The 24353-nt window shown below is 64.6% G+C and carries 23 protein-coding genes; 16 read left to right on the forward strand and 7 right to left on the reverse strand.

All coding sequences use genetic code 11. The annotated features are described in order from the left end of the window. Window positions 1–19: 19 nt before the first annotated feature. The 4 genes from KYT87_RS07090 (at window position 20) to KYT87_RS07105 (ending at window position 3824) form a co-directional block, all read left to right on the forward strand. Window positions 20–301, forward strand: a complete 282-nt coding sequence (locus KYT87_RS07090; protein WP_046802687.1) for a DUF3649 domain-containing protein — start codon at window positions 20–22, stop codon at window positions 299–301. Continuing rightward, on the forward strand, window positions 298–2007 hold the full coding sequence (locus KYT87_RS07095; protein ID WP_219991915.1) for a PepSY domain-containing protein: 1710 nt from the start codon (window positions 298–300) through the stop codon (window positions 2005–2007). The genes KYT87_RS07090 and KYT87_RS07095 overlap by 4 nt, the downstream gene beginning before the upstream one ends. Beyond that, on the forward strand, window positions 2004–2327 hold the full coding sequence (locus KYT87_RS07100; RefSeq protein WP_219991916.1) for a DUF3325 domain-containing protein: 324 nt from the start codon (window positions 2004–2006) through the stop codon (window positions 2325–2327). Before KYT87_RS07095 ends, KYT87_RS07100 begins: the two co-directional genes overlap by 4 nt. Window positions 2328–2471: 144 nt before the next feature. Beyond that, window positions 2472–3824, forward strand: coding sequence for a tryptophan--tRNA ligase (locus KYT87_RS07105; protein WP_219991917.1), 1353 nt, complete (start codon window positions 2472–2474; stop codon window positions 3822–3824). Window positions 3825–3881: 57 nt separating this feature from the next. Here the strand turns inward: KYT87_RS07105 and KYT87_RS07110 are convergent, their stop codons facing one another. Continuing rightward, the gene (locus KYT87_RS07110; protein WP_046802691.1) at window positions 3882–4388 is read right to left on the reverse strand and encodes a hypothetical protein; all 507 of its coding nucleotides are present in this window, start codon (window positions 4386–4388) and stop codon (window positions 3882–3884) included. Window positions 4389–4770: 382 nt separating this feature from the next. Beyond that, on the reverse strand, window positions 4771–7149 hold the full coding sequence (gene tex / locus KYT87_RS07115) for an RNA-binding transcriptional accessory protein Tex (protein WP_219991918.1): 2379 nt from the start codon (window positions 7147–7149) through the stop codon (window positions 4771–4773). Between the two features lie 214 nt (window positions 7150–7363). On the opposite strand from tex, the gene KYT87_RS07120 reads away from it, so the two are divergent. Beyond that, the gene (locus KYT87_RS07120) at window positions 7364–9469 is read left to right on the forward strand and encodes an ATP-dependent DNA helicase (RefSeq protein ID WP_046802693.1); all 2106 of its coding nucleotides are present in this window, start codon (window positions 7364–7366) and stop codon (window positions 9467–9469) included. Window positions 9470–9612: 143 nt separating this feature from the next. On the opposite strand, the gene KYT87_RS07125 is transcribed toward KYT87_RS07120, so the two are convergent. Further along, window positions 9613–10401, reverse strand: a complete 789-nt coding sequence (locus KYT87_RS07125) for an outer membrane protein assembly factor BamD (RefSeq protein ID WP_046802694.1) — start codon at window positions 10399–10401, stop codon at window positions 9613–9615. 107 nt (window positions 10402–10508) lie between these two features. On the opposite strand from KYT87_RS07125, the gene KYT87_RS07130 reads away from it, so the two are divergent. From KYT87_RS07130 to KYT87_RS07175, 10 genes are all read left to right on the forward strand, one after another. Next, window positions 10509–11540: an RluA family pseudouridine synthase gene (locus KYT87_RS07130; RefSeq protein WP_223264781.1), complete on the forward strand. Its 1032-nt coding sequence runs from the start codon at window positions 10509–10511 to the stop codon at window positions 11538–11540. Further along, window positions 11528–12292, forward strand: coding sequence for a peptidoglycan editing factor PgeF (gene pgeF / locus KYT87_RS07135; protein ID WP_120154379.1), 765 nt, complete (start codon window positions 11528–11530; stop codon window positions 12290–12292). Before KYT87_RS07130 ends, pgeF begins: the two co-directional genes overlap by 13 nt. A gap of 123 nt (window positions 12293–12415) precedes the next feature. Continuing rightward, the gene (locus KYT87_RS07140; RefSeq protein ID WP_104143350.1) at window positions 12416–14050 is read left to right on the forward strand and encodes an alpha/beta hydrolase; all 1635 of its coding nucleotides are present in this window, start codon (window positions 12416–12418) and stop codon (window positions 14048–14050) included. A 77-nt stretch (window positions 14051–14127) separates the two neighbouring features. After that, window positions 14128–14865 (forward strand): acetoacetyl-CoA reductase, encoded by a 738-nt coding sequence (phbB, locus tag KYT87_RS07145; protein ID WP_046802696.1) that lies wholly within the window; start codon window positions 14128–14130, stop codon window positions 14863–14865. Between the two features lie 121 nt (window positions 14866–14986). Then, window positions 14987–15553: a polyhydroxyalkanoate synthesis repressor PhaR gene (gene phaR, locus KYT87_RS07150; RefSeq protein ID WP_006218172.1), complete on the forward strand. Its 567-nt coding sequence runs from the start codon at window positions 14987–14989 to the stop codon at window positions 15551–15553. Between the two features lie 232 nt (window positions 15554–15785). Further along, on the forward strand, window positions 15786–16322 hold the full coding sequence (locus KYT87_RS07155; protein ID WP_046802873.1) for an iron transporter: 537 nt from the start codon (window positions 15786–15788) through the stop codon (window positions 16320–16322). 62 nt (window positions 16323–16384) lie between these two features. Then, window positions 16385–16678, forward strand: coding sequence for a cupredoxin domain-containing protein (locus KYT87_RS07160; protein ID WP_054424672.1), 294 nt, complete (start codon window positions 16385–16387; stop codon window positions 16676–16678). A 13-nt stretch (window positions 16679–16691) separates the two neighbouring features. Further along, the gene (locus KYT87_RS07165; protein ID WP_219991919.1) at window positions 16692–17543 is read left to right on the forward strand and encodes an FTR1 family protein; all 852 of its coding nucleotides are present in this window, start codon (window positions 16692–16694) and stop codon (window positions 17541–17543) included. A 39-nt stretch (window positions 17544–17582) separates the two neighbouring features. Then, window positions 17583–18995: a 4Fe-4S binding protein gene (locus tag KYT87_RS07170; protein WP_219991920.1), complete on the forward strand. Its 1413-nt coding sequence runs from the start codon at window positions 17583–17585 to the stop codon at window positions 18993–18995. A gap of 88 nt (window positions 18996–19083) precedes the next feature. After that, window positions 19084–19956 (forward strand): PhzF family phenazine biosynthesis protein, encoded by an 873-nt coding sequence (locus tag KYT87_RS07175; RefSeq protein ID WP_104143111.1) that lies wholly within the window; start codon window positions 19084–19086, stop codon window positions 19954–19956. 239 nt (window positions 19957–20195) lie between these two features. Here the strand turns inward: KYT87_RS07175 and KYT87_RS07180 are convergent, their stop codons facing one another. The 3 genes from KYT87_RS07180 to KYT87_RS07190 all read right to left on the reverse strand — a co-directional run bounded on the left by KYT87_RS07180 (window position 20196) and on the right by KYT87_RS07190 (window position 21038). Next, window positions 20196–20534, reverse strand: a complete 339-nt coding sequence (locus KYT87_RS07180) for a BON domain-containing protein (RefSeq protein WP_046802700.1) — start codon at window positions 20532–20534, stop codon at window positions 20196–20198. Window positions 20535–20627: 93 nt separating this feature from the next. Further along, window positions 20628–20792 (reverse strand): DUF1328 domain-containing protein, encoded by a 165-nt coding sequence (locus tag KYT87_RS07185; protein ID WP_006218179.1) that lies wholly within the window; start codon window positions 20790–20792, stop codon window positions 20628–20630. Window positions 20793–20837: 45 nt separating this feature from the next. Further along, window positions 20838–21038 (reverse strand): CsbD family protein, encoded by a 201-nt coding sequence (locus KYT87_RS07190; RefSeq protein ID WP_046802701.1) that lies wholly within the window; start codon window positions 21036–21038, stop codon window positions 20838–20840. Between the two features lie 388 nt (window positions 21039–21426). On the opposite strand from KYT87_RS07190, the gene KYT87_RS29730 reads away from it, so the two are divergent. Continuing rightward, complete coding sequence (locus KYT87_RS29730; protein WP_255593987.1) at window positions 21427–21555, forward strand: hypothetical protein; 129 nt, start codon at window positions 21427–21429, stop codon at window positions 21553–21555. Between the two features lie 219 nt (window positions 21556–21774). On the opposite strand, the gene cphA is transcribed toward KYT87_RS29730, so the two are convergent. Continuing rightward, a complete protein-coding gene (gene cphA / locus KYT87_RS07195; protein ID WP_219991921.1) occupies window positions 21775–24345 on the reverse strand; it encodes a cyanophycin synthetase in 2571 nt (856 codons plus the stop codon). Window positions 24346–24353 lie beyond the last annotated feature (8 nt).

Below are 24353 nucleotides of genomic sequence, written 5' to 3' on the forward strand. Positions count from 1 at the left end.
TCCCGCAGCCGGCGCAGGCATGATGCGCTATCGCATGGCCGTGTTTTCCAGGGCGGCAGCCGCCATTCTGGGCGGCTATGCCCTTGCCTCGGCGGCTGCGGCGTGCCTGGCCGTCTGGCTGCCGATGGGGCGGGCAGACGCCGTCACCACCGCCTTGATGTTGTCGTTCGTCGTCTACACGTGCGGCGTGATCTGGGTGTTTGCCACGCGTAGCGCGTGGCGCGCCTGGATCGGAATTTTGCTGCCGGCCGCATTGTTGGGCGGCCTATTTCTGGCAGGGCGCGGGATGGGGATGGCATGACGGCACGCAAGCCCAAAGCGCAGGGCGAAGAAGGCCTGCGCCAATCGATGTCGTGGTTGCACACCTGGGCCGGGTTGATATTCGGATGGGTGTTGTTCGCGATGTTCCTGACCGGCTCGCTGGCATTCTTCCGGCCCGAGATCACGCGCTGGATGCAGCCCGAAATCCAGGTGCAGCCGGCGCCTGCGGTGCAGTCGGTGGAGATGGCGCAGCGCTATCTGGACGAACATGCACCGGACGCCAAGCGCTGGTTCATCACGCCGCCGTCCGATCGCGAGCCGCTGATCCTGTTGCTGTACCAACTGCCCAAGCCCAAGCCGGGCGAGCGCGGGTTTGTGCGCGTGAAGCTGGACCCCGCCACTGGGCAGGCGGTCCAGGGGCGCGAAACACGCGGCGGCGATTTTTTCTACCGCTTCCATTTCGAACTTGAGACCGCGTTCCCGTGGGGGCGCTGGCTGGCCAGCATCGCGGGCATGTTCATGCTGGTGGCGATCATCAGCGGCATCATCACCCACAAGAAAATCTTTGCCGACTTCTTTACCTTCCGTCCTGGAAAGGGCGGGCAACGCGCCTGGATGGATGGCCACAATGCCCTGTCGGTGCTGGGGCTGCCTTTTCATCTGATGATTACTTTCAGCGGCCTGGTGCTGTTCATGGTGATGTTGATGCCGGCCGGCATCAAGGCCGTCTACGACAATCCGCGCCAGTACACGGATGATGTCTTCAAGTCGTTCAAGGTCACGCCGCCGCTGAACCAGCCCGCGCCGTTGGTGCGGATTGCGCCGCTGGTGGAGCAGGCGCAGCAGCAGTGGCAAGGTCGACTGGGCCGCGTCACGGTCAACAACCCGGGCGACGCCGGGGCCACCGTGACGTTGACGCAGGCGGCGGCCGACGGCGTGTCGTACGGCTTGATGGCGCCGTGGATGCGGGTTGACGGGGTGACCGGCAAGCTTACGGAAGGGCAGGACGAATTGGGCGCTACCGCCAGAACCGCCGGCACGATCACCGGGCTGCACCTGGGTTTGTTCGCCGAGCCTTTGCTGCGCTGGTTCTATTTCCTGGTCAGCCTGGCCGGCACCGGCATGGTGGCCACGGGCTTGGTGCTGTGGATCGCCAAGCGCCGCCAGAAGGCGCGGCCGCAGGATGCGCGTGAAGCGTTTTCGTTGCGGCTGGTGGACGGCCTGAATGCCGGCACCATCGCCGGGGTGGTGCTGGGCGTTGCCGTGTTCTTCCTTGCCAACCGCCTGCTGCCGGCCGACCTGCCGGGGCGCCAGTTGTGGGAGTCCCGTAGCTTCTTCGCGGCGTGGGCCGTGTCATTGGTCTATGCCTTTTTGTTCCAGCGCCGCAAGTGGCAGGACCTGCTGGGAATTGCCGCCGCCGCGCTGGCCCTGGTGCCGGTGGTCAACGCGTTGACCACGTCGCGCCACCTAGGCGTGTCGTTGCCGCAGGGCGATTGGGTCATGGCCGGGTTTGATCTGACCTGCCTGGCCAGCGCCGTGTTGTTCGCCTGGATGTCGCGCAAGGCGGCGCGCGCGCGTCGTGCGCCGGCCAGGGGGCCAGCCCGTGGGCGGGCCAATGCGTCGGCCCCTGCGACCGCAACGGCCACAACGACCGCAAAGTCCGGAAAGTCCGCAACGGCCCCAACGTCCCCAGCGCCCGCTGCGCCTGGCGCCGTCGTTTATGAACCGCGAGGTGATACGCCATGACGCTTGCCGCTTTCTGCCTGGCCTACGCCGGTTTTTCCGCGCTGTGCCTGGGGATGGACCGCCACTACGAAGATCTGTTCGATCGCGCCATCCCACGCCGCCACCGCGTGCCGTTGCGCATCTTCGGCTGGATCGCGCTGGCCCTGTCGCTGTACGCATCGGCCACGGTCTGGGGCTGGAGCTACGGCACGGTGGAATGGATCGGCATCCTCAGCATCGCCGGCTTGCTGCTGATCTGGTTCCTGACGTTCCGTCCGCGCGCGGCGTTGACCACGGGCGGAATCTGCGCGCTGGCCGCGCCCGTGTTTGCGGTTCTGTAGGCGGTGCGCTCGCCAAGCCGGCGCACCGTGCGCGATGGCGATTTGCCCAACGCCAGGCGGGCACCCGCCGTCGCCACGGGGCAAGGCGCCGATGCGCCGGCACGTTACACTGCTTGTTTCCCCTAGCACACGCCTCTTCGCCTTATGAATACCCGCGTCCTTACCGGCATTACCACCACTGGCACCCCCCACCTTGGCAATTACGCGGGAGCTATCCGGCCCGCCGTGCAGGCCAGCACCCAGCCTGGCGTGGACGCGTTCTTCTTCCTGGCGGACTATCACGCGCTGATCAAGTGCGATGATCCGGCGCGTGTGGCGCGTTCCCGCCTTGAAATCGCTGCCACCTGGCTGGCGGTGGGCCTGGACCACGAACGCGTGACGTTCTACCGGCAATCCGACATTCCCGAAATTCCCGAGCTCAGCTGGCTGCTGACCTGCGTCACCGCCAAGGGCATGATGAACCGCGCGCACGCCTACAAGGCGTCCGTGGATCAGAACGTGGCCAAGGGCGTGGACCCGGATGACGGCATTACGATGGGTTTGTTCTCGTATCCGGTGCTGATGGCCGCCGACATCCTGATGTTCAACGCCAACCGCGTGCCGGTGGGCCGCGACCAGATCCAGCATCTGGAAATGGCGCGCGATATCGCGCAGCGCTTCAATCATCTTTATGGCCGCGACTACTTCACGCTGCCCGAGGTAGCCATTGAAGAAGACGTGGCGACCTTGCCCGGCCTGGATGGCCGCAAGATGTCCAAGAGCTACAACAACACCATCCCGCTGTTCGAAGGCGGCGCCAAGGCGCTGCGCGCGTCCGTGATGCGTATCGTGACCGATTCGCGCGCGCCGGGCGAAGCCAAGGACGCCGAAAATTCGCACCTGTACACGCTGTACCGTGCCTTCGCCACGCAGGCGGAATCGGCGGCGTTCCGCAAGCAGCTGGAAGACGGCATGGGCTGGGGCGACGCCAAGCAGGCGCTGTACGAGCACCTGGAAAACCTGCTGGCGCCGATGCGCGAAAAATACGTGGACCTGATCGCCAACCCGGGCCGCATCGAAGACATTCTTCAGGCGGGCGCCGACAAGGCGCGCAAGCAAGCCTTGCCGTTGATGCAGGAACTGCGCGTGGCCGTCGGCTTGCGCAACCTGAATGCGGGCGCGGCGACGGCGAAGTCGCAGGGCAAGAAAGACAAGGACAAGGGCGCGCGCTTTGTCAGCTTCCGCGATGAAACGGGCGGCTTCCGCTTCCGCTTGCTGGCGGCTGATGGTGAAGAGCTGCTGTTGTCGCAACGCTTCGCGGACCCGAAGCTGGCGGGCGCCTTAATGCGCCGGCTGCAAGAAGAATCGCCTGACACCGTGCTGCAAGCGTCCGGCGAAACCTACACCGCCGTCATTGACGGCGAGACGGTTGCCGAAGCGCCGGCCGGCGCGCAAGGTGATGCAGAGTCGCGCCTGACGCGCACGCGCGACGCGCTGGCGTCACTGGCAAAAGAATAAGCGGCCGGGCAGCGCGTTAGTGCCTGCTGCCCGCCACCGTCTACCGCTCGTGCGCCGTTACGCCGTACGGGCGCCCGCCACGATGCGCCCATCGCGCACCTGGAAACGCTGTGCGCTGCCTTGCCCGGCGATTTCCAGCAGATCGCCTTCTGAATAGCCGGTCACGTTCGGGCAGTCGAGCCATTCCGGGTTGATGAACGGAAAGTACTTCAGCGTGCCGCTGCCCTGGCTGGCAAAGTCGAACGTTGTGTTGGCCACCACTTCCGGGTCCCATTGGCTGGCGTCGAAAGTCAGCGCGCAGCCCACGCCGATGCGGTACACGATGCTGGCGCCCATGCTGGCAAAGCCCAGAGCGCCCACTTGAAGCTGCGCGCCGTTGCGCAATTCAATTACGCGGCTGCCCAGGCGTTCCAGGGTGATGTGCTTGAAGGCGACTTCGGCGCCGTCAACGACCAAGTGCGAGTATTGGCCCAGCGTGACTTCGGCGTAGGTGCCGCTGTGGCCAACTTCTTTTTCGGTGATCGTTGCCGCTTCATTGGCGGCAAGCGTAATGGTCGTACTCATGTTCAATGGCTCTCCGGGGGGGCTATCAGGGTGGGGCGCTTTTTCTTTTACTTCTTGCCTGATAGACGGTTCGCGCCGCAGTTCGCCTGATCATGGATGTTTGCGTCTGCCGTGTTCCCCAACGCCACCGGCTTTTATTATTTGGACACAATTCGATATTTTCCCTTATTTTTAGATTTCCTGATTGAGCGCGCGCAAGGAAAACGCCCAATCTAGGGGAAAGTCCTAGGGTAGGAATCGGCAAAGAAAGCGGACAAAGAAGCGGACAAAGAAGCGGACAAAGAAGCGGACAAAGAAGCGGACAAAGAAGCGGGCAAAGAAAACGGGAAAAGAAAAAGCCAGGGCATCAGCCCTGGCTTTGTTTTAGCGCCGCGCGAAAAGATCAGCGCTTGAGCTTGGCGAAGGCGTCCGCCATGGCGCTGTTCATGCCGCCGGCACCGCCTGCCGCGTTGCCACGGCCGCCGTCACCTTGCGGGCGGCGCGGGCGGTCGCCGCCCTTGGGGGCGTCACCGCTGCGGCGTGCGGGGGCGGCGGTGTCGTTCAGGCGCATGGTCAGCGCCACGCGCTTGCGGGCCGCGTCCACTTCCAGCACCTTCACGCTGACCGTCTGGCCAACACGCACGACATCGCGCGGGTCTTTCACGAACTTTTCGGCCAAGGCCGAAATGTGGACCAAGCCGTCCTGGTGCACGCCGATGTCGACAAACGCGCCAAAGTTGGCCACGTTGGTGACGACGCCTTCCAGCACCATGCCGGGGTACAGGTCGTTCAGTGTTTCGACGCCTTCCTTGAACTGCGCCGTCTTGAATTCCGGGCGCGGATCGCGGCCGGGCTTTTCAAGTTCGGCGAAGATGTCGCGCACCGTCGGCAGGCCGAATCGTTCGTCCGTGAAGTCGGACGGCGATACGCCCTTCAAGGCCTCGCGCTGGCCGATGATCTGTTTGACCTCGGCCTTGATCTTGGCAACGATGCGTTCGACAACGGGATAGGCTTCCGGGTGCACCGACGAGGCATCCAACGGGTTCTCGCCGTTGGGAATGCGCAAAAAGCCCGCAGCCTGTTCGAACGCCTTTTCGCCAAAGCGCGGCACCTTGCGCAGCACTTCGCGGGTGTGGAACGCGCCGTTTTCATCGCGCCAGGAAACGATGTTCTTGGCCAGCAGCGAGTTCAAGCCCGACACGCGTGCCAGCAACGCGGCCGACGCCGTGTTCACATCCACGCCCACGGCGTTCACGCAATCCTCGACCACGGCGTCCAGCGAACGGGCCAGCTCGCGCTGGTTGACGTCGTGCTGGTACTGGCCCACGCCGATGGCCTTGGGATCAATCTTGACCAGCTCGGCCAGCGGGTCCTGCAAGCGGCGGGCGATGGACACGGCGCCGCGCAGCGTCACGTCCAGATCCGGGAATTCCAGCGCAGCCATTTCCGAGGCCGAATACACGGATGCGCCCGCTTCGGAAACCACCACGCGGGTGACCTTCAGGTCGGGGAAGCGTTCCATCATGTCGCCCACCAGCTTTTCGCTTTCACGCGAAGCGGTGCCGTTGCCGATGGCGATCAGGTCCACGTTGTGGCGCGCCACCAGCGCGGCAAGCGTGTTGATCGTGCCGTCGCGGTCGCGGCGCGGTTCAAACGGGTAGACGGTGGTCGTGTCCACGACCTTGCCGGTCTGGTCGATGACGGCGATCTTGCAGCCCGTGCGGATGCCCGGGTCCAGGCCCAGCACGGCCTTGGGGCCGGCCGGCGCGGCCAGCAGCAGGTCTTTCAGGTTGGCGGCGAACACGCGAATGGCTTCGGCTTCACCGCTTTCGCGCAGGCGGCCGATCAGTTCGCTTTCGAACGCCGTCAGCAGCTTCACACGCCAGGTCCAGCGGCACACTTCGCCCAACCAGCGGGCGCGCGGCGTCGCGTCCAGCGCGAACAGGCCGTTGCCCAGCTTCAGGAAGTTGGCGATGCGCGCGACGCACGGGTGCGGCACCTGCGCTTCAAGCTCGGCTTCCAGTCCCAGACGCAATTCCAGCACGCCTTGCTGACGGCCGCGCAGCAGCGCCAGGATGCGGTGCGAGGGCAGGGTACGCAGCGGCTCGTTGAAGTCGAACCAGTCGCGGAAGTTGGCCCCTTCGGTTTCCTTGCCGTCGATCATCTTGGAATAGATCAGGCCGGTGGACCACAGGTGCTCGCGCATGTCGGCCAGCAGGTCCGCATTTTCGGCGTAGCGTTCGGCCAGGATGTCGCGCGCGCCGTCCAGCGCCGCCTTGGCATCGTTGATGGACGCCTCGGGGTTCAGGTATTGCGCGGCCAGCGCGGCGGGGTCGCAGGCGGTGTCGGCCAGGATGGCGTCCGCCAGGGGCTCCAGACCGGCCTCGCGGGCGATCTGGGCGCGCGTGCGGCGCTTGGGCTTGTACGGTGCGTACAAGTCTTCCAGGCGCTGCTTGGTGTCGGCCGTGGCGATTTCTTGCTGCAACGCGGACGTCAGCTTGCCCTGCTGCGAGATGGACTCAAGGATGGCGCCACGGCGCTCTTCGAGCTCGCGCAGGTAACCCAACCGCACTTCCAGGTTACGCAGCACGGTATCGTCCAGGCCGCCGGTGGCTTCCTTGCGATAGCGCGAGATAAACGGCACGGTGGCGCCGTCATCCAGCAGTTCCACGGCCGAAGCGATTTGGGAGGTGCGCGCGCCCAGCTCGGTGGCAAGCTGCGCGATGATGCGGGCGTTGTCGACGCCGGCGGCGACGTACGTGATAGCGGAAGTTTCAGACATCTCTATACGACGGCAAAAAGGAAAAACAAGGGGCGGATTGTGCCATAAGCGGCTATTACAAAACGTGCCAGGGGGGACCGATCTGTCCCTTGCTCAGCCGGAAAGGCGGCGTGGCAAGGGGTATCATTTGGTCCTTTCCCACATCAGTGTCTGGCGCCCGAACCGTTACCGGTACCGGTTCACCATAGACTCCGACCGACACTAGGCTGCCGTAATGCTGGACCTGGATATTTCCGAATTCTTTGACGAGGACGGGCCGTTGGCCACGGCCATGCCCGGCTACAAGCCTCGCCCTTCGCAAGTGGAGCTGTCGCAGGCCATCGGCGACGCCATCCAGGACCGCGCCACGCTGGTGGCCGAAGCGGGCACCGGCATCGGCAAAACCTGGGCCTATCTTGTACCCGCCTTCATCCAGGGCGGCAAGGTGCTGATTTCCACAGGCACGCGCACGCTGCAAGACCAGTTGTTCGCGCGCGACCTGCCGCGCGTACGCGCCGCGCTGGCCGCGCCCGTCACCGCCGCGCTGCTCAAGGGGCGGGGCAACTATGTCTGCCACTACCACCTTGAACGCCTGCAGGGCGATGAGCGGGCCTTGAAGTCGCGCACCGAAATCCAGCAGCTGCGCCAGATCCAGGTGTTCGCGGGCATTACCAAGACCGGCGACCGCAGCGATCTGGCGCAAGTGCCCGAGGACGCCGACATCTGGCAGCGCGTGACCTCGACCCGCGAAAACTGCCTGGGCCAGGAATGCCCGCGCATTCGCGACTGTTTTGTCGTCAAGGCGCGCCGGCAGGCCCAGGAGGCCGATGTCGTCGTGGTCAACCACGCGCTTTTCATGGCTGACCTGGTGCTGCGCGAAGAAGGCGTTACCGATCTGCTGCCCGAAGCCGACACCGTCATCTTCGACGAAGCCCATCAACTGCCCGACACCGCCACGCGCTTCCTGGGCAGCAGCGTGTCCACGCACCAATTGATGGACTTTGGCCGCGCGCTGGAAGTGGCCGGGCTGGCGTATGCGCGCGAAGCCGCCAAGTGGAGCGACGTCAGCCGCCACCTGGAAACCGCCGCGCGCGAATTGCGCCTGGCCTGTGCGCCGCTGGACAAGATGCCCGGCCGCAAGGCCACGTTTGAAGCCATCCCCAACCCCGAGGAATTCGACGAGGCGCTTGCCGCCTTGCGCGAGGCCGTGGACACGGCGACCAAGGCGCTGGGCGTGGTGGCTGAAAAGCACCCCGACCTGATGGCGGCCGCGCGCAGCGGCGCCGAAATATCGATTCGGCTGAAACGCTGGGCCACGCCGGGCCGCGCGGGTGGCCACATGGAAGACGAAGGCTGGGGCCGTGATGACCAGGCGCCCGAGCCCGCCGCCGACATCGCGCTGGCCGACGGGCCGTCCACACCCGCCGCCATCCTGGAAGGCGTGGCGGCCGCCCAGCAATGGACCGGCCCGGCCGTGCGCTGGGTCGAACACGGTTTGCATCATGTGCGGCTGCATTCCGCGCCGCTGTCCGTGGCGCAGGCGTTTTCCAAATACCGCAAGCCGGGGCAGGCCTGGATCATGACGTCGGCCACGCTGTCGGTGAATGGCGAGTTCACCCACTTCACCAGCCAGCTTGGCCTGGAACAAGCGCGCACGGGCAAGTGGGAATCCCCGTTCAACTATCCCGAACAGGCGCTGCTATTCGTGCCGCGCGGCATGCCCGAGCCGCAGTCGCCACAATTCCTGGATCGCTTTGTCGACACGCTGATGCCGCTGCTGGAAGCCAGCCCGGGCGGCACGCTGGTGCTGTGCACGACGCTGCGCGCCGTTGAAAAAGTGGCTACGTTGCTGGCCGACGCGTTTGACGACGCCGGCCATGACTGGCCGCTGTTAAAGCAGGGCGAGGGTACGCGCCGGGATCTTCTGGACCGCTTCTGCAAGCTCAAGCACCCGGTGCTGGTGGGTAGCGCCAGCTTCTGGGAAGGCATAGACCTGCCGGGCGACGTGCTGACGCTGGTAGCCATCGACAAGCTGCCGTTCGCGCCGCCTGACGACCCCGTCATCGAAGCGCGCCTGCGCGCGTGTCGGGCACACGGGGGCAATCCGTTTTCGGAATACCAGTTGCCGGAAGCCGCCATTTCGCTCAAGCAGGGCGCGGGCCGTTTGATCCGCACGGAATCGGACTGGGGCGTGTTGATGGTGGGTGATGCGCGCCTGGTCGAAAAGCCCTACGGCAAGCGTCTGTGGCGAGGCCTGCCGCCGTTTGCTCGCACGCGCGAACTGGAAGAGGTGCTGGCGTTCTACCGGCGCAAACAGGGCGACGACGACGTGGCGGCGTAGGGCACGGGCGTTGCCGCCGACGTTGCGGCGCGAATGTTTATTGCGGCAACGCCGCCAACGCACAACCCTCGGGCCCAATTAAAAGCCCCTCGAATCCAAGGATCCGAGGGGCTTTTTCCCATGCGGGCAAATCCGCTGATCAATCAGTCAAACGGATTCCACCAGCTGCGGTCGGCCTTCAGGCCCTTGGTCTTGAATTCGCTGTTGGGGAAGTTCTTGTCGTAGACGCGCTGCGCGTCGTTCTTCAAGTCGGTCATGCCCAGCTTGTCGTAGGACTCGACCATCAGGTAAAGCGCTTCTTCGGTGGCGGGGGCGCCTTCGAAGTCGGTGATGACGGTTTGCGCGCGGTTGGCGGCGGCCACGTAGGCGCCGCGTTCGTAGTAGTAGCGCGCCACATAGACTTCGTTCATGGCGATGGTATTGACCAGCCAGGCGATGCGCTTTTCGGCATCAACCGAATACTTGCTTTCCGGGTAGCGCTTGATCAGTTCGTTGAACGCGTCGTAGGACGCGCGCAGGCCCTTGGGGTCGCGCTCGGCGGGGTCCTGGCCCGTGATGTTGGTCATGAACGCGCTGGCGGGCGTGAAGTTGATCAGGCCTTTCAGGTACAGCGCGTAGTCGGTGCCGGGGTGGTTCGGGTAAAGCTGCTGAAAGCGATCGATGGCGGCCAGGGCCTGCTCGTTTTCGCCGTCTTTCCAGTTGACGTAGGCCAGCTCAAGCAGGGCTTGCTGGGCGTACACGCCGAAGGGGTAGCGGCTTTCGATGGCGGTCAGGCGCTCGCGCGCTTCTTTCCAGCCTCCGGAGGACATTTCCGACTTGGCGTCGGCGTAGAGCTGTTCGGCGCTCCAGTTGGTGGTCTTGTCATATTTGCTGTTGGTCGAGCCGCAACCGGCGATGACGATGACGGCAAATAGCGCGATAACCACGCGCAAAACCGGCCCGCTTCGGGATGCGGGGTTCGAGGGAGCTGCGGGGTGGTGAATCACGAGAATCGTATCCTTGGTGTTAGCATGGCAGGCTGATTATATGATTTGTCTCCATGTCCGATACAGCCGCCGGCACAGATCTCGTTTCCGACGACGAACTCCTGGGCCTTCCTGACGAAAACTCCGACGAAATCACCGAGGCAAACCCCGCCGAAAACCGGGGTGAACCGCAACGTGTAACCGTGCCTTCCAGCACCCGCGCCGACCGGCTGGACAAGGTGCTGGCCGGCTTGCTGCCCGACCATTCCCGCAGCCGGCTGCAAGGCTGGATCGAATCCGGCAACGTGCACGTCAACGGCGCGCCCGGCAAGATTCGCCAGACCGTTGGCCCGGGCGACGAACTGCTGGTGTGGGCCCAGCCCGCCCCTGACGCGCGCGCCTTCACCCCCGAACCCGTTGAATTCACCGTTGTGGACGAAAGCCCCGACTGGATCGTCGTGAACAAGCCCGCGGGCCTGGTGACGCATCCGGGCGCCGGCAACTGGAGCGGCACGCTGCTCAACGGCCTGCTGTACCGCTACCCGGAATTGGCGGCCGTGGCGCGTGCCGGCATCGTACACAGGCTGGACAAAGACACCTCGGGGCTCATGGTCGTGGCCCGCAATGAAAAGGCCCAGACGCATCTGGTGCGCCAGTTGCAGGCACGCAGCATGGGCCGCGAATATGTCGCCCTGGCCCATGGCTGGATGGCGGCGGCCGGCCGGGTCGACCGCGCGATCGGGCGCGATGCCCGCGTGCCCGTGCGCATGAGCGTCGAGCGCCCCGTTGCCCCGAAACCCGCCATTACCAATTACGCGCCGGTCCGGCGCGGGCAGGTGGACCCGGGTGGTCGCGTCACGGAAGTGGTGTGTCGCCTGGAAACCGGCCGCACCCACCAGATCCGCGTCCACATGGCCAGCCTGGGGCACCCGCTGCTGGCCGATACCATCTATGGCGGCAAGAACATTGCCGGGGCCACGCGCCAGATGCTGCACGCGCGCGCCCTGCATTTCGATGACCCCGGCGGCAACGGCGACGTGCAATTCACCGCTGACGTTCCGGCCGACATGGCGTTAGTTCAGGAAACCGTTGCATGGACCGCGTGATCGCCAGCCTGCCCGTTGTGACCGGCCCGTCGTGGCCCGGCGTGTCGTACTTCTGCACGACCCGTGCCGGGGGCGTGGGCGTGGCGCCGCATGATTCCCTGAACCTGGGGCGCCGCGCCGGGGACAACCCCGACACGGTCTCCGAAAACCGACGCCGCGTGCGCGCCGCCGTCCCGGGCGAGCCCCTGTGGCTGCGTCAGGTGCACGGCAGCGAGGTAGTCGATGCCGATGCGCCTGACTTGCCCGACGAACCCGCGGTGGACGCCAGCGTCACGGCGCAACCGGGGCGCGTGCTGGCCATCATGGTGGCCGACTGCCTGCCCGTCGTCATCGCCGACGGTCGGGGCCAGGTGCTGGGCGCGGCGCATGCCGGCTGGCGTGGCCTAGCGGGCGGGGTGCTGGAACACACGCTGGCGGCCATGCAAGCCAAGGCGCCCGACGCCGGCGGCTGGCGCGCCTGGGTCGGCCCCGGCATCGGCCCGACCGAATTCGAAGTGGGGCAAGACGTGCTGGACGCCTTCACGGCGGACGACCCGGCCACGCTGCGGTTCTTCACGCCGCGTCCCGGTCTATCGGGAAAGTGGCTGGCCGACCTCGCCGGACTGGCCGATTTCCGCCTGCGCCGCGCCGGGGTACAAGAAGTGGCCCTGAGCGGCATGTGCACGGTGTCGGACCCGCAGCGCTTCTTTTCATACCGCCGCGATACCGAAACCGGACGCATGGCGTTGCTGGCTTGGCTCGACCCGGTTTGATCTGGCGCAAGGCCGCTGCACAGGGCGCAAACCCGTGCGGCGAAACTCCTTGTATACCCGCATTGACAGTGATGGACCCGGAATGCAACATCAATCGAGCAGTGTCGATAACAAGGTGTGGAAGTGAACGCCAATCTCTCCGCAGGACCCATTCCGGTGAGCGTGGCACCGGAAATCCTGGCCGAAATTCAGGCCGAATTCTCTCGCGAGTGGCAGCGCCTTTGTGACGACGCCCGGCGCGGCGCGCTTGTGCCTCCCGCTGACCGCCGCTTTGCCGGCAACGCCTGGGCCGCCAATGGCTCGCACCTGCTGCTGGCCCACACGTACCTGCTGTCCGCGCGCGCCATGCAGCGCATGGTCGACGCCGCCCAGGTCAGCGAACCCATGCGCGAGCGCCTGCGTTTTTCCATCATGCAGTGGGTGGACGCGCTGTCGCCGTCCAACTTCCTGGCATTGAATCCAGACGCCCAGCAGTCCATCGTCGAAAGCGCCGGCCGCGCGTTGAATGAAGGCCTGGCCAACCTGCTTGGCGACGTCAAGAAAGGCCGCATCACCCAAACCGATGAATCGCAGTTCGAGATCGGCCGCAACGTGGCCGTATCGCCCGGCGAAGTGGTGTTCGAGAACAAGCTGTTCCAGCTGATCCAGTACGCGCCCTCGACCGCCACGGTCTACGAGCGGCCGCTGGTCATCGTGCCGCCGAACATCAACAAGTTCTACATCCTGGACTTGCAGCCCGAAAATTCCTTTGTGCGCCACGCGGTGGGGCAGGGCTACACGGTATTCCTGATTTCCTGGCGCAACCCGTTGGCCAGCGACACCGACGGCGTGGACCGCGCCACCTGGACCGACTACCTGGACGACGCCGTGCTGCAAGCGCTGCGCGTGGCCAGCGACATCACCAAGCAACCCAAGGTCAACGCGCTGGGTTTCTGCGTGGGCGGCACGATGCTGGCGGCGGCGCTGGCGCTGGCCGAGGCGCGCGGTGAACAGCCGGTAGCGTCGCTGACGCTGCTGACTTCGCTGCTGGATTTTCACGACACGGGTGTGCTGAAGGTCTTTGTCGACGAAGCCCATGCGCTGCTGCGCGATCAACAACTGGGCAACGGCGGCTTGATGCCCGGCCGTGACCTGGCCACCACGTTCTCGTTCCTGCGGCCCAACGAGCTGGTCTGGAACTACGTGGTTGGCAACTACCTGAAGGGTCAGAAGCCGCCACCGTTTGATCTGCTGTTCTGGAATGGCGACAGCACCAATCTGCCCGGGCCGTTCTTTTCCTGGTACTTCCGCAATACCTACCTGGAAAACAACCTGAAGGTGCCGGGCCGCGCGCAAGCGGCCGGCACATCGCTGGACCTGACGCGCCTGACGATGCCGGCGTACATTTTTGGCTCGCGCGAAGACCATATCGTGCCCTGGGTGTCTGCCTATGCCTCCACGCAATTGCTGCGCGGGCCGCAGCGCTTCGTGCTGGGGGCCTCGGGCCACATCGCGGGCGTGGTGAACCCGCCCGCCAAGAAGCGCCGCAGCTATTGGGTCGCGGACAAGCTGGGCAAGAAAGGCCATGACATGCCGGGCGACCCGAACGCCTGGTTCGCGCAAAGCACCGAACACGCGGGCAGTTGGTGGCCCGACTGGACGGCCTGGCTGGCTGACCATTCGGGCAAGCAGATCAAGGCGCGCACAAAATTAGGCAATGCCAAGTACCAGCCGATCGAGCCGGCGCCTGGCAGGTATGTGAAGGTCCGGGCAGCCTGAAACCGCACGACGCGGTTTACCCCGGGCTAATAAGAAGTTAATCAACGAGGCGTCCGTCGCACACAGGAGGAAGTCCAATGAGCGGAAAACTGGCTTACGTAACAGGCGGGATGGGCGGTATCGGCACCTCTATTTGCCAGCGCTTGGCCAAGGATGGCTTTCGCGTCGTGGCAGGTTGCGGCCCCAGCCGCAACTACCAGCAATGGCTGGATGAGCAGGCTGCGCAGGGCTACACGTTCTACGCGTCGGTGGGCAACGTGTCCGACTGGGAATCCACGGTGAAGGCCTTTGAAAAGGTCACCGCGGAGCTGGGCGGGGTCGACGTGCTGGTCAATAACGCGGGCATCACCCGCGATGGTTTGTTCCGCAAAATGAGCGCCGACGATTGGCGCGCGGTGATCGACACCAACCTGAACAGCCTGTTCAACGTGACCAAGCAGGTCATCGAGGGCATGGTTGAACGGCAGTGGGGCCGCATCATCAACATCAGCTCGGTGAACGGTCAGAAGGGCCAGTTCGGCCAGACCAACTACTCCACGGCCAAGGCCGGCATCCATGGTTTCACCATGGCGCTGGCGCAGGAAGTGGCCAGCAAGGGCGTCACCGTCAATACGATTTCGCCGGGCTACATCGGCACGGACATGGTTCGCGCCATCCGCCCCGAAGTGCTTGAAAAAATCGTGGCGACCATTCCGGTGCGACGCCTGGGCACGCCCGAGGAAATCGCCTCCATGACGTCGTGGTTGGCGTCGGACGAATCCGGTTTCTCGACCGGCGCGGACTTCTCGCTGAACGGCGGCCTGCACATGGGCTGATGAAGGCTAGCGGGCCGCCCCCCGGCGGCTCAAGGCGCTGGAAGGCCTCGGGGAGAGGGCCTTCCGGCATTACACTCCACCCTATTCGAAGTCTTAGAGATCGCCCGATCCGGGGACACACATGACGCAAGCACAAACCGGCGCCAGCCTGCGCCTGATTAAAAAATACCCCAACCGTCGCCTATACGACACCCGGACCAGCACCTACATCACTCTGGCAGATGTCAAGCAACTGGTCCTGGCCAATGAAGAATTCCAGGTGGTCGACGCCAAGAGCGGCGAAGACCTGACCCGCAGCATCCTCTTGCAGATCATTCTGGAAGAGGAAAGCGGCGGCATGCCCATGTTCTCGTCGAACATGCTGTCGCAGATCATCCGTTTCTACGGGCACGCCATGCAGGGCATCATGGGTTCTTACCTTGAAAAGAACATCCAGGCCTTCATGGAAATCCAGACGCGCATGGCGGAACAGTCCAAGGGGCTGTACGGCAGCCAGTTCGGGCCGGAAGCCTGGACGCAGTTCATGAACGTGCAAACGCCCATGCTGCAAAACATGATGAACAACTACATCGACCAGAGCAAAAACCTGTTCGTGCAGATGCAGGATCAAATGCAAGACCAGACGCGCGCGATGTTCTCGACGTTCCCGTTCACGCCGGGCAGCACGCCGGGCCAGGGCCGCAAATAGCGCCAAGCGGCAAGGGCGCATCCGCGCTTTTTGCCCTGCCAGCAGCCGGTGTGGCATCGTCCCCGCCGGCTTTTTTGTGGCCGCTTTTCCCTTTGAGATAACGCAACGAACTGATGCATCCCGGGCCTTTTGGTTCAGGGATATGTCAGTTTTTTTCGTTACATTAATGCAAACGGTTCTTGTTTATGTTTTTAGAGCCGATACCCAATTTGAGTCTCTCAGGATGATGCACATGATCAAGAAAGCCTTGGCGCTGGCCATTGTTGCAATGAGCGTGTCGGCCGCCAACGCGGCCGAATACCCCATTGGCAAGCCGGTTGAGAAGGGCGGCATGGAAATCGGCGCAGTGTATTTGCAGCCGATTGAAATGGACCCGCCCGGGATGATGCGCCCCGCCAAGGATTCCGATGTGCACCTTGAGGCCGATATCCACGCCACGGCCGGCAACAAAACCGGCTTCCCGGAAGGCGAATGGGTGCCTTACCTGGTCGTGAATTTTGAGATCCAGAAGGTCGGCAGCCAGAACGTGCAGAAAGGCACCTTCATGCCGATGGTCGCCAACGACGGTCCGCACTATGGCGACAACGTCAAGCTGGAAGGCCCGGGCAAGTACAAGCTGAAGTACTCGATCCTGCCGCCGTCCGAAAACAAGATGGCTCACTTCGGCCGCCACGTCGACAAGGAAACCGGCGTGGGCCCGTGGTTCGAGCCCTTTGAACTGGAATACGAATTCGTCTACGCCGGCACCGGCAAGAAGGGCGGATATTGATCGTGCGCCGCCTGCTTCGCGTTGTTGCCGCCGCACTGATCGGCCTGGCCGGCCTTGCCGGCATGGCGCCCGCGCAGGCGGACGAATTGCCGACGTTCACGCTCAGGTTCAAGCCGGACGGCACGTTCGAGCCGGCAACCCTGGAAGTGCCCGCCGGCCGTTTCAAGATTGAACTCATCAACGAAAGCAACGAGCCGGTGGAATTTGAGAGCATTCCGCTGCGCAAGGAAAAAGTGTTGGGGCCGGGGGTTAAATCCTTCGTCGTCATCACCATTTCCCGCCCCGGCGAGTACCCCTTCTTTGATGACTTTCACCAAAGCGTGAAAGGCACCCTGGTCGTCAAGCCCAAGGAATAAGCGGTAGCCATACATGGAACAGGTCCTTTTTATCGTCTGGCGCGAAAGCGTTGAAGCCCTGCTGGTGGTAGGCATCTTGTACACCTGGCTGCGCGCGACGCCGGAAGGCAAGCGCGGGCTGAACTACCTGTGGGGCGGCGTGGCGGCGGGCCTGGCGCTGGCCGTGGCGCTGGCCCTGGTGTTGCTTGGCGTGTCGTCCTGGCTTAGCGACGAAGGCCAGGAATGGTTCCAGGCCATTATGTCGCTAGCCGCTTGCGCGCTGGTCGTGCAGATGGTCGTGTGGATGAAAAAGCACGGCCGCACGCTTAAAGGCGAACTGGAAAGCGGTGCGCGCAGTTCCGTTGCCAATGACAACTGGTGGGGCCTGTTCGTGCTGGTGGCCATTGCCGTGGCGCGCGAGGGCAGCGAGACGGTGGTGTTTCTGTACGGCACCGTATCGGCGGGCGAGGGCGGCGGCGACATGGCCAAGCTGGCCCTGGCCGGTGTGGCCGGTTTTGCCGTGGCCCTGCTGACGTTCTGGCTGTTGCAGTTGGGCGGCAAGATGATTACGTGGCGCCGCTTCTTCCGCGTGACCGAAATCCTGCTGCTGCTGTTGGCCGGTTCGCTGCTGGTCGGCGGCCTGGACCACCTGATTTCGCTGGACGTGCTGCCCACCATCATCGACCCCGTCTGGGATAGCTCGTGGCTCTTGAGCGACAGCACCGGCGTGGGCAAGGTCCTGGCCGACTTCGCCGGCTACCGCGCGCTGCCCGCCCTGATTTCGGTGTTGTTGTGGGTGGCTTACTGGATCGTGGTGTGGGCGCTGCTGCGCTGGGTGGGCGGCAAGCCGGCCCGCGCGCCGGTCCCCGCACGCAACGCATCTTGATTCCGACGTGATGCCGGACTGAATATTGAAGGTTTAACCATGGCTGCTGTACTCGGGAGGGTGACTTCCCGGATCGCCGATTTTCTCCGTGACCATGCCCCGCTGTTGCGCAAGCTTCAGTGGGGCATTGTTGCGTTGTACGCGTTCCTGCTGATCGTGCCCGCAATCATGCCCTTGCCCGACAACGCGGCATCGGTGTTCAACAACCTGACCATCGTTGCGCAGTTTGCCTTCTGGGGCGTCTGGTGGCCGTTCGTGCTGATCTCGATGCCGATCCTGGGCCGCGCGTGGTGCGGCTGGCTTTGCCCGGAAGGCATGCTGACCGAATGGGCCAGCGAGCGCGGGCAGGGCCGCGCCATCCCGAAGTGGATGCGCTGGGGCGGCTGGCCGTTTGTGGCGTTTGCGTTGACGACGGTGTACGGCCAACTGGTCAGCGTGTATCAATACCCGCTGGCGGTGCTGGCCGTGCTGGGCGGTTCGACCGTGGCCGCCATGATCGTCGGCTGGCGGTATGGCCGCAGCAAGCGCGTGTGGTGCAAATACCTGTGCCCGGTCAACGGCGTGTTCAACCTGTTGGCCAAGCTGGCGCCGTGGCACTTCAAGGTCGATGAAGAAAAGTGGCGTCACCCCGTCATCCGCATCGAGCCCATCAACTGCGCGCCGCTGGTGCCGCTGCGTCACATGAAGGGCGCGGGCGATTGCCACATGTGCGGTCGGTGCAGCGATTATCGCGGCGCCATCGCCCTGACGCCGCGTTCGCCCGAAGAAGAAATCGTGCACGTTTCGGATGGCGACGCCTGGCAGACCGCCTTGCTGTGCTTCGGCCTGATGGGCATCGCCATCGGGGCGTTCCTCTGGAGCGCCAGCCCCTGGTACGTGACGGCCAAGCAATGGGCCGCGACGTGGCTGGTCGAGCACGACATCATGTGGCCGCTGATGGACAACGCGCCCTGGTTCATCCTGACGCACTACCCCGACGTCAACGACAGCTTTTCGTGGCTGGACGGCGCGGGCATCTTGATGTTCGTCATCGGCGCCACCGTGATTGTGGGCGGCGCGAGCTTCCTTTCGCTGTGGCTGGCCGACCGCCTGGCGCCCGCTGCGCCGTCGGTCGATGCCGCCTCGGCCGATGCCCCCGCAACGCGCTGGATCCGCCCCGGCGTGCACAAGCTGGCGCAGGCGCTGATCCCGTCAGCCGGCATTGGCGTGTTCCTGGGCCTGTCCGCCACCACCGTTAACCTGCTCAAGCACGAAGGCGTGCAAGCGGGCTGGGCCGGCCCGGTGCGCTTCACGCTGTTGACGCTTGCCGTGCTGTGGACCTTGCGCCTGTTTGCCCGCCTGCTGGCGCCGCGCCCCGTCACCGCCACGCGCAAGGTAGCGGCGTGGGTGGTGCTGGCCGCGGGCTTGGCACCGTTCTGCATGGCATGGGTGTTTTTCTTTGCAATCTGGTAAGCGATGCGCGATGGATCGCGGCGGGGCGCTGCGATAAAGTGGGAAGCCTTGCCGGGTGCGCCGGCCCTTTCCCTGCTTGATTCCCCTCATGACCTCCTACGCCTTTCGCCTGCTTAACGTCTTTGCGTCGTCCACCTTCGGCGGCAACCAGCTTTGCGTGTTTGAAGACGCGCGCGGTATGGACGACGCCACCATGCTGAACCTGGCCGCGCAGTTCAATCTGTCCGAAACCACGTTCATCCTGCCGTCCGATAAGGCCGATGCGCGCGTGCGCATCTTCACGCCGGGCTACGAAATGAAGTTTGCCGGCCACCCCACCATCGGCACGTCGCAAGTGGTGCGCGACATTCGTGGCACCGGCGATGCGTTGACGCTGGAATTTGCCGCGGGCGTGGTGCCGGTGCAGGCGCAAGGTGACGCCTGGACCTTCACCGCGCCGTGCCCCAACGGCGTGCAGACGGCGCCGCCCGAGCAAGACCGCGCGGCAATCGCGTCGCTGGTCGGATTGTCGGCCGATGACCTGGCAAGCGATCCCATCTGGGTGGATACCGGGGCGGACCAATTGCTGGTCCCGTTGGCCAGCGTGGACGCGGTGCGCCGCGCCATGCCCGACTCCGCCAAGCTAAGCCGCTGGCAAGCCAGCAGCCTGGGCCGCAAGACGATGTACCTGTTCGCGTTTGACGAAGGCAATGTGCGCGATGCACGCCAGGTGGTCGTGGCGCGCTACTTCTTTGCCAAGGCGGGCGGCGGCGTGGACGAGGACGCCGGCACGGGATCGGCCTGCGCCAACCTGGGCGGTTGGTTGATCCATAAGCAGCAGCCTTTGCCCGCCAGCATCCTGGTCGAGCAGGGCGATCAGATGGGCCGGCCGTGCCGCTTGCTGCTGGACGTGCATGCCGACGGCCGCATCCAGGTGGGCGGCCGTGCGTTGGAAATCGGGCGGGGCACCGTCACGATCTGACGATCTGATTGGGGGCGTGTGGCCCGGGGCGTACCGCCCGGGGCAGCCCCCCGGGGCAAGGCGGGCGCTGCGTGGTTGCCGGTTCTTGGCGGTGGCGGCGCCGTGCGGCTGCGCTGCGGCCGCTGCATTGTGTCCGCTGCATTGTGTTCGCCCATAGAAAACGGCGCCTGTGTCTCCACAGGCGCCGCCCTCTCTCTCTAGGCCCCGGTATGGAACGCGGCCGTCCTGACAAACCTGCCTTACTTCTTGTTCTTGGCCGGGTCGACCTTGATGTTGTTCTTCACCTGCTTCACCCCTTCAACGCCACGGGTGACGGTAGCGGCGTGGTCGGCTTCAGCCGCCGTGCCCACGGTACCGGTCAGCGTCGCGACGCCGTTGTTGGTTTCCACGGCGATGTCCAACGCGCTCAGTTGCTTGTCGGCAACGAAAGCGGCCTTGACCTTGGTCGTTACGGTTGCGTCGGAGGCATATTCGCCCACGGATTGCTTGGGCTTGCCATCATCCGCCGCGAAAGCCATGGAAGTGAAGACAGCGCCAGTTCCCAGTGCGGCGGCGGCGATCAGCTTGCGAAATTCCATAGTCGTGCTCCTTATTAGTATGGTCTGCCGCGTGATGCGTCTGCGCGGCAGAGGATCAAATTTTCAGTAGGGTATGCGTGCTATCGGCGTGTTCTATTTTTTTCGCAGCGCGCCGCTCAAGATGGACAAGAGCGCCAGCACCAGGAATACGAAGAACAAGATCTTGGCGATACCCGCGGCCCCAGCGGCAATACCGCCAAAGCCGAGAACCGCCGCGATGATCGCGATGACGAAGAAAACTACGGCGTAATGCAACATGTCAGCTTCTCCAGTGAGTTCGACCGATCAAGGCGGTGGGAGGATTCAGGGATTGCGGTCGAAGAAATCCCGGACTTCCTTTTGCGCTTCATCCTTGGTCTTGCCATAACGCTCTTGAATCAGGCCAGCCAGGCGTTCGGCGTTGCCTTCCGTGCGAGTCAGTTCGTCGTCGGTGAGCTCACCCCAGGCGGCTTTGGCCTTGCCAGTCATTTGCTTCCACTTGCCGGCGATGATGTCGTTATTCATGGTGACCTCTCTTCTTATCTTCGTGCGACACAGGGCTTATGGCCTATAAGTTCCTGCTGTCGCGGTTGACTTGAACGCTGATCAGCTAGCCCCTAACTTACGAGTGGCCAAAGGGGCTGTCAAACGCGGCTGTGGGTATATGTAACAGCGCCGGATGGCTTGGCGGACGCGATTTTTCGAGGGAAAAATCCCGGGGGAAAGCGCCTCTCGGGAGTTACATTCCGGCAATGTCTTGTCCCCTTTTGAGCGGGGCTGGTAACGGAAGATGCGTCGATTTCCCCGCCGGCGCGTGGGGCAACCACCTTCGCCACGCTGGTGGCGGCAAGGCCCGGCCGGTATAGTCGTGCCCAACCCTCAAGCTTTTCATCAACGAAAAAGGAAGGTACGCATGACGCAACGACTTTGCAGCGCTCTCTTGCTGACGCTGGCCGCGCTGGCGGCCGTGGGATGCACGCACGTGACGGACAAGTACCAGGCCACCGGCCCCGCGCTGGAAGCGGCCACGCCCAGCACCTGAACGCAGGGGATCTCAGGCCCCCCTCGTCTTGCGCACGGCGGGCGAGAACATGGCGGGCGGCATGCGGTGAGTGGCATGCGTCGGCAGAAATGCGGGGACTGAAATGCGGCGGCTGAAATGCCGCGCTTGAAATGCCGCGATTGAAATGCCGCGATTGAAATGCAAACGGGGCGCGCTGCGCCCCGTTTGCGTATTGCGGCGTGTCCGCCGCGCCGCCCCTCAGGGCTGGGCGATGCGGTGCGCGATGTGCGCCAGCGCTTCTTCCACCTGGTCAACCAGGATCAGGCACAGATCGCCCGCTTTCAGGCGGCCCAGCGCCGTATCGATGGCCAGGAATTCGCCATGGATTTCCTCGATGTGCGTCGTGCGCGGCGCCCCCACCAGGCCTTCTTGCAGCAGCGCCAGCACCTCGCCGTCGGCGCGTCCGCGCTGGCACTGGTCCTGGTACAGCAGCACGTCATCAAAGGCGGCGCCCAGGATTTCCGTCTGCATGCGGATGTCTTCATCACGGCGGTCGCCCGCCCCGCTGATGACCACCGAGCGGCGCTTGGCCGGCATGGCGTCCACCGCGCGTACCAGCGCCAGGATGGCGTCGGGGTTGTGGCCGTAGTCGGCAATGACTGTGGCGCCGCGATAGTCGAACACATTGAAGCGGCCCGGGGCCGTCTGCGCGTCGTTCACGAACGTGGCCAGGCCCCGGCGTACAACGTCCCAGTCCAGGTTCAACGCCCATGCCGCGGCAATCGAGGCCATGGCGTTTTCAACTTGGAAGGTGATCGTGCCATTGCGCGTCAGCGGAATGTCGGCCAGCGGGAAACGCGTTTCTTCGGCGCCTTGCGCCGCCACGATCGCATTGCCGTCGCGGTACACCGACCGCAGCCCCTGCGCGCGGTGCGTGGCCAGGACGGGGTGGTTGCGGTCTTCCGCAAAGTACGTGATTGAACCGGGGCAGCTGGCGGCCATCTCGGCCACGATCGGGTCAGCGGCGTTCAGCACGGCGGTGCCCGACGGGTGCACGTGCTGCACGATCACGCGCTTGACCACGGCCAGGTCTTCTACGGTGCTGATGTAGCCCAGGCCCAGATGGTCGCCCATGCCGATGTTGGTCACGATGGCCACGTTGCAGCGGTCGAACGCCAGGCCCTCGCGCAGGATGCCGCCACGCGCGGTTTCGAACACGGCGGCGTCCACGTCCGGGTGCATCAGCACGCTGCGCGCGCTGCGCGGGCCGCTGCAATCGCCGGTGTCGATGCGCAGGTTGTCGATATACACGCCGTCGGAATTGGTCATGCCGACGCGGTTACCGGCGGCGCCCAGCAGGTGGGCCGTCAGGCGCACCGTGGTGGTTTTGCCGTTGGTGCCGGCCACGGCCACGACCGGAATACGCCCGTCGTCGCCGTCCGCGTACATGTTGGCGATGATGGCCTCGCCCACCGCGCGGCCCTTGCCGAACGACGGGTTCAGGTGCATGCGCAGGCCCGGCGCGGCGTTGACTTCGACCACGCCGCCATGCTGCTCTTCCAGCGGGTACAGCACGCTTTCGGCCACCACGTCCACGCCGCAGATGTCCAGACCGATCATGCGCGCGGCGGAGACCGCGCGCGCGGCCATCTCAGGGTGCACTTCGTCGGTCACATCGGTGGCCGATCCGCCCGTGCTCAGGTTGGCGTTGTTGCGCAGGAAGATGAGGGTGCCGGGGGGCGGCACGGAATCCGCGTCAAAGCCCTGTTTTTGCAACGTGGCCAGCGCGATGTCGTCAAAGCGGATCTTGGTCAGCGAGGTAGCGTGCCCGTCGCCGCGCAACGGGTCCGCGTTGACCTGGTCGACCAGTTCGCGGATGGTGTGCTGTCCGTCTCCGGTCACTTGCGGCGGGTCGCGGCGCGATGCCGCAACCAGCGCGCCGCCCACCACCAGCAGGCGGAAGTCGTGGCCGGGAATATAGCGTTCGACGATAACTTCCGAGCTGACTTCCTCGGCCACTTCGAATGCCTGGATCACGCGTTCCCGCGTTTCGATGTTGACCGCCACGCCCCGGCCCTGGCTGCCGTCGCGCGGCTTGACGACCACGGGGCCGCCCAGCTCTTGCGCGGCTTCCCATGCCTCTTCGGCGCTCGTTACCGAGCGGCCCATGGGCACCGGCACGCCGGCCGCGTCCAGCAGCATCTTGGTCAGGTCTTTGTCTTGCGCGATCGATTCCGAGATGGCGCTGGTCAGGTCGGTCTCGGCGGCCTGGATGCGGCGCTGCTTGCTGCCCCAGCCGAACTGCACCATGCTGCCTTGCGTCAGGCGGCGATAGGGAATGTTGCGGGCGACGGCGGCGTTCACGATAGAACCGGTGCTGGGTCCCAGGCGCACGTCTTCGTCCAGATCGCGCAAACGCTTCAGCGCATCGGGCAAGTCGAACGGCGTGTCGTCCAGCGCGGCGCGCACCAGTTGCTGCGCCAACTCCATGGCCAGCAAGCCGACTTCTTCTTCGCTGTATTCGACCACCACCTGGAACACGCCGGGCTCGACGGTGGACGAGGTGCGCCCGAAGGTGACGGGGCAACCGGCGTGCGCCTGCATCGTCAACGCGACGATCTGCAACACGTGCGCGATCGACACCGCGCCTTGATGGCCTTCCGGCCGCATCAGCCCGGTTTGCGGCAAGCGCGCGCGCAGGCGGGCTTCGAACTCGGGCAGGTTATCGATGGAGCACTCGGCGTCGGCGCACGAAACGATGGCCTCGATCGCGGTGTTCTTGCTCCACAGATTGGGGCCGCGCAGGGCACGGATACGGGAAACTTCCATGGCAGGTA

The sequence above is a fragment of the Achromobacter sp. ES-001 genome (assembly GCF_019448355.1).
GTDB lineage: Bacteria > Pseudomonadota > Gammaproteobacteria > Burkholderiales > Burkholderiaceae_B > Achromobacter > Achromobacter spanius_B.

Bases quoted from the DNA above. Each gene is read 5' to 3' on its own strand.
- KYT87_RS29730 (WP_255593987.1), top strand. From the start codon at position 21,427: ATGACGCAACGACTTTGCAGCGCTCTCTTGCTGACGCTGGCCGCGCTG.
- phaR (WP_006218172.1), top strand. From the start codon at position 14,987: ATGACGCAAGCACAAACCGGCGCCAGCCTGCGCCTGATTAAAAAATAC.
- KYT87_RS07100 (WP_219991916.1), top strand. From the start codon at position 2,004: ATGACGCTTGCCGCTTTCTGCCTGGCCTACGCCGGTTTTTCCGCGCTG.
- KYT87_RS07180 (WP_046802700.1), bottom strand. From the start codon at position 20,534: ATGGAATTTCGCAAGCTGATCGCCGCCGCCGCACTGGGAACTGGCGCT.
- cphA (WP_219991921.1), bottom strand. From the start codon at position 24,345: ATGGAAGTTTCCCGTATCCGTGCCCTGCGCGGCCCCAATCTGTGGAGC.
- KYT87_RS07090 (WP_046802687.1), top strand. From the start codon at position 20: ATGATGCGCTATCGCATGGCCGTGTTTTCCAGGGCGGCAGCCGCCATT.
- KYT87_RS07110 (WP_046802691.1), bottom strand. From the start codon at position 4,388: ATGAGTACGACCATTACGCTTGCCGCCAATGAAGCGGCAACGATCACC.
- KYT87_RS07130 (WP_223264781.1), top strand. From the start codon at position 10,509: ATGTCCGATACAGCCGCCGGCACAGATCTCGTTTCCGACGACGAACTC.
- KYT87_RS07105 (WP_219991917.1), top strand. From the start codon at position 2,472: ATGAATACCCGCGTCCTTACCGGCATTACCACCACTGGCACCCCCCAC.
- KYT87_RS07160 (WP_054424672.1), top strand. From the start codon at position 16,385: ATGGCGCCCGCGCAGGCGGACGAATTGCCGACGTTCACGCTCAGGTTC.
- KYT87_RS07190 (WP_046802701.1), bottom strand. From the start codon at position 21,038: ATGAATAACGACATCATCGCCGGCAAGTGGAAGCAAATGACTGGCAAG.
- pgeF (WP_120154379.1), top strand. From the start codon at position 11,528: ATGGACCGCGTGATCGCCAGCCTGCCCGTTGTGACCGGCCCGTCGTGG.
- KYT87_RS07095 (WP_219991915.1), top strand. From the start codon at position 298: ATGACGGCACGCAAGCCCAAAGCGCAGGGCGAAGAAGGCCTGCGCCAA.
- KYT87_RS07170 (WP_219991920.1), top strand. From the start codon at position 17,583: ATGGCTGCTGTACTCGGGAGGGTGACTTCCCGGATCGCCGATTTTCTC.
- phbB (WP_046802696.1), top strand. From the start codon at position 14,128: ATGAGCGGAAAACTGGCTTACGTAACAGGCGGGATGGGCGGTATCGGC.
- KYT87_RS07165 (WP_219991919.1), top strand. From the start codon at position 16,692: ATGGAACAGGTCCTTTTTATCGTCTGGCGCGAAAGCGTTGAAGCCCTG.
- KYT87_RS07155 (WP_046802873.1), top strand. From the start codon at position 15,786: ATGATCAAGAAAGCCTTGGCGCTGGCCATTGTTGCAATGAGCGTGTCG.
- KYT87_RS07120 (WP_046802693.1), top strand. From the start codon at position 7,364: ATGCTGGACCTGGATATTTCCGAATTCTTTGACGAGGACGGGCCGTTG.
- tex (WP_219991918.1), bottom strand. From the start codon at position 7,149: ATGTCTGAAACTTCCGCTATCACGTACGTCGCCGCCGGCGTCGACAAC.
- KYT87_RS07175 (WP_104143111.1), top strand. From the start codon at position 19,084: ATGACCTCCTACGCCTTTCGCCTGCTTAACGTCTTTGCGTCGTCCACC.
- KYT87_RS07185 (WP_006218179.1), bottom strand. From the start codon at position 20,792: ATGTTGCATTACGCCGTAGTTTTCTTCGTCATCGCGATCATCGCGGCG.